Here is a 3256-nt window from a genome sequence, read left to right on the forward strand (position 1 = left end):
TCGGCGTACTCGTCCTGCTGGTAGCCGTCCTGGTCGTAGCCGTACTGGTCGTCGGCGTAGGCGTCGGACCGGTCGTAGCCCTGCTGCGGGTACTGGCCGTAGCCGTCCTGGGCGTACTCGTCCTGCTGGTAGCCGTCCTGCTGGTACCCGTACTGGTCGTCGGCGTAGGCGGCCTGCTGGTACTCCTGCGGGGCGTACTGGTCGTAGCCCTGCTGGTAGTCCTCCTCGACCTCGGCGTCCACCACCGGCGCGTGCGGGGCGCCCTCCAGGGCCGCGCGGCGGACCTGGTCGAGGCGCTGCGAGCGCTGGACGGATTCCAGGGCCGGGCTGAAGCCGGTGGAGCCGGCGTTGCCGACACCGGTGAAGTGGTCGTCGAAGCCGAGCTCGGCGGCGCTGCGGGAGCGGTTTTCGGGGGCCCACTCGGAGGTCGGCTCCTGGTCGGCGAAGATCCGGGAGACGGTGAACTGCTCCTCCTCCGGCTCCGGCTCCACCGCGGAACGGGTGACGAACGGCGGGAGCATGACCAGCGAGGTGGTGCCCGCCGACTCGCCGGACGGGCGGAGCTGGACGCGGATGTCGTGCCGCTGCGAGAGCCGGCCGACCACGAACAGGCCCATGCGGCGGGAGATGGTGGCGTCGACCGTGGGCGGCTCGGCCAGCTTCTCGTTGATCTCGGCGAAGTCGTCGGCGGTGAGGCCGATGCCCTTGTCGTGGATCTCGACCAGCACCCGGCCGTCCGGCAGGCGGGTCGCGTTGACCAGCACCCGGGTCTGCGGGCTGGAGAACGAGGTGGCGTTCTCCAGCAGCTCGGCGAGCAGGTGGACGAGGTCGGTCACGGCGGCGCCGACGACCTCGACCTCGGGGATGCCGGACAGCTCGACGCGCTCGTACTGCTCCACCTCGGAGGCGGCGGCGCGGAGCACGTCGACCAGCGGGACCGGGGTGTTCCAGCGGCGGCCGGCCTCCTCGCCCGCGAGGACGAGGAGGTTCTCACCGTTGCGGCGCATACGGGTGGCCAGGTGGTCCAGCTTGAAGAGGTTCTCCAGCTGGTCCGGGTCGGCCTCGTTGTTCTCCAGGTCGGTGATCAGCGCCAGCTGGCGCTGGATCAGGCCCTGGCTGCGGCGCGACAGGTTGGTGAAGATCGCGTTGACGTTCCCTCGCAGCAGGGCCTGCTCGGCGGCGAGCGCCACGGCCTGCTGGTGGACCTGGTCGAAGGCCCGGGCGACTTCGCCGATCTCGTCCTTGCCGTGCAGCGGGATCGCGCTCACCGAGGTGTCGACCCGGTCGGGGTCGGTCTTGGAGAGCTTCTCGACCAGGTCCGGCAGGCGGTGGTCGGCGATCTCCAGGGCGGCGCTGCGCAGGGTGCGCATGCCGAGGATCATCGAGCGGGCGACGTAGCCGGTGAGCAGACCGGCCAGGATGAGCGCGGCGACGACGATGACCGTGTTGAGGATGGCGTCGTAGAGCGCGTTGTCCTTGAGGTTGCGGGAGTCGGTGAGGACGTCGTCCAGCAGCGCGACTTCGGTGTTCCGCAGGGCCTGGATGTGGGTGTTGGCGGCCTGGTTCCAGTTGTCCGGGGTCAGACCGGCGTTCTTCGCCTCGGCGAAGGCGGCGTCGGCGGCGGCCTTGCCCCTTTGCTGGCCGATGGCGGCGGCCTCGGCGTAGTTGCCGGCGAGCGCCAGCAGGCCCTTCATGGTGGGCGCGGTGCCGTTGGGCATCTTGTACGCCGAACGGTCCTGGGAGGAGGCCTGGGCGACCTGCGCGTCCGCGTACTTCTTGACGTCCTCGGGGGCGCCACCGGTGGTGAACTCGGTGAGCGAGACCTGCTCGAGCTTCTCGGACACCAGGATCTGCTGGGTCATGTCCTGGTTCTCGTACCGCGTGGTCGTGCCCTGCGAGGCGCCGACCAGCAGGTTCAGCATCAGCGCGCGCTGGGTCGACGCGGAGGCCTTGGCCAGCGACATCGCGTAGATCGCGCGGCCCTTGCTGGTGGCGTTGGCGGAGCCGTTGCCGACCGAGTTGTCGTAGGACAGCAGCGGGGCGAACATCGTCGAGTAGGCGTTGGTCGTGGCGCTCGCGAACAGCTCGGGGCCGTACGCGTTGGCCCGCAGGTGCGGCAGGTCGATCACCAGGGACTGGAAGGCCGCGTGGCGGGTCGGCAGCTCACCGGACTTGTCGGAGGCCTCGTACGCGGCGTTGTACGCCTTCAGCGCGGCGTCGGTGTCGGCGCGGCGCTTGGTCACCTCGTTGTTCGGGTCCTGCTTGGTGAGCAGGGGTATCAGGGTCTTGTCGCGCTCGTTCTCCAGCGCCTCGGCGAGTTCGGTCGCCGCCTTGGCGAGCTCGGCGGTCTTCTCGGCGCGGGAGGCCTTGATGTAGCCGTCGACGGAGGTGTTAACGCGCAGACCGCCGAAGACGAGACTGATGATCACGGGGATCAGCAGGATCGCGATCAGACGGGTCGGCACGCGCCAGTTGCGCGGGCGGAGGAAGTCGTACCGGGTGGAGCCGCCGTCGACCGGCGGAGCGACGCCGGTGCGGGGCTCCTTGGCCGAGGTCGGGGGCGTGGGGGCCGGAGCTGACGGCGGGCGTTCCTCGGTGGGAGTGAACGCGGAGAATCCGGCCGGGTCCGCGGCGGTGCCGTTCGGCTCGCTCTGGCGGGGCTCGGAGCGCCGCTGCGGGGCGGGTTGTTGCTTACGCCTCACTCGACAACTACCTCTCGGCCGACTGTCGGCCATGGATCAATCCAGCGCTACCCCCGGGCCCTGGCCCGCCGCCGGACGGGCCGACGCGGGATGTTCAGGGGTAGCTGGAATTTCAGCACGTGCAGGGATGGGGGACAAACAGCGGCCGTCCGGGACCCGCGTCGGCACAATCCGGACAATCAGCGACATGACGGAGCAAAACCGTGGTCATCTGGCGCTGAGTGACGCTGTTTCGCCACACTGCGTCATTGTTGATCACAAAATGCCTACCGAACTGTTATCCGCTGCTTATACACGGGTCTTGCGCCGGGCCCCCGGAGGACACCGGCCGGTAGGCATCGCCGCCCCGGCGGCCCGTCAGTGTGACGGTCCACCGGGGCTCGATGGTTCCGGCCGCGACCCGCGTGCTCGCACGGGTGTCAGCGGAGCCGGGCGAGGAGGGCGTGTTCGACGAGGGTGATGAGTGCGCTCTTGGCGCTGTCCCGGCGGCGGGCGTCGAGGGCGATCACAGGGGTGTCGGCGCCGAGCTGGAGGGCTTCGCGCACCTCTTCGGC

1 protein-coding gene and 1 pseudogene are annotated in these 3256 nt (G+C 70.0%); both read right to left on the reverse strand.

Translation table 11 applies throughout. From position 1 onward, the window contains the following. A partial coding sequence (locus tag J0670_RS33795) for a nitrate- and nitrite sensing domain-containing protein (protein ID WP_207816129.1) occupies positions 1-2702 on the reverse strand: 2702 nt, incomplete at its 3' end. A gap of 419 nt (positions 2703-3121) precedes the next feature. Beyond that, positions 3122-3256, reverse strand: a pseudogene (locus tag J0670_RS33800) (ATP-binding protein); the annotation flags it as partial.

Origin of the sequence: Streptomyces sp. FH025, from assembly GCF_017427025.1 — a bacterium.
Taxonomy (GTDB): domain Bacteria; phylum Actinomycetota; class Actinomycetes; order Streptomycetales; family Streptomycetaceae; genus Kitasatospora.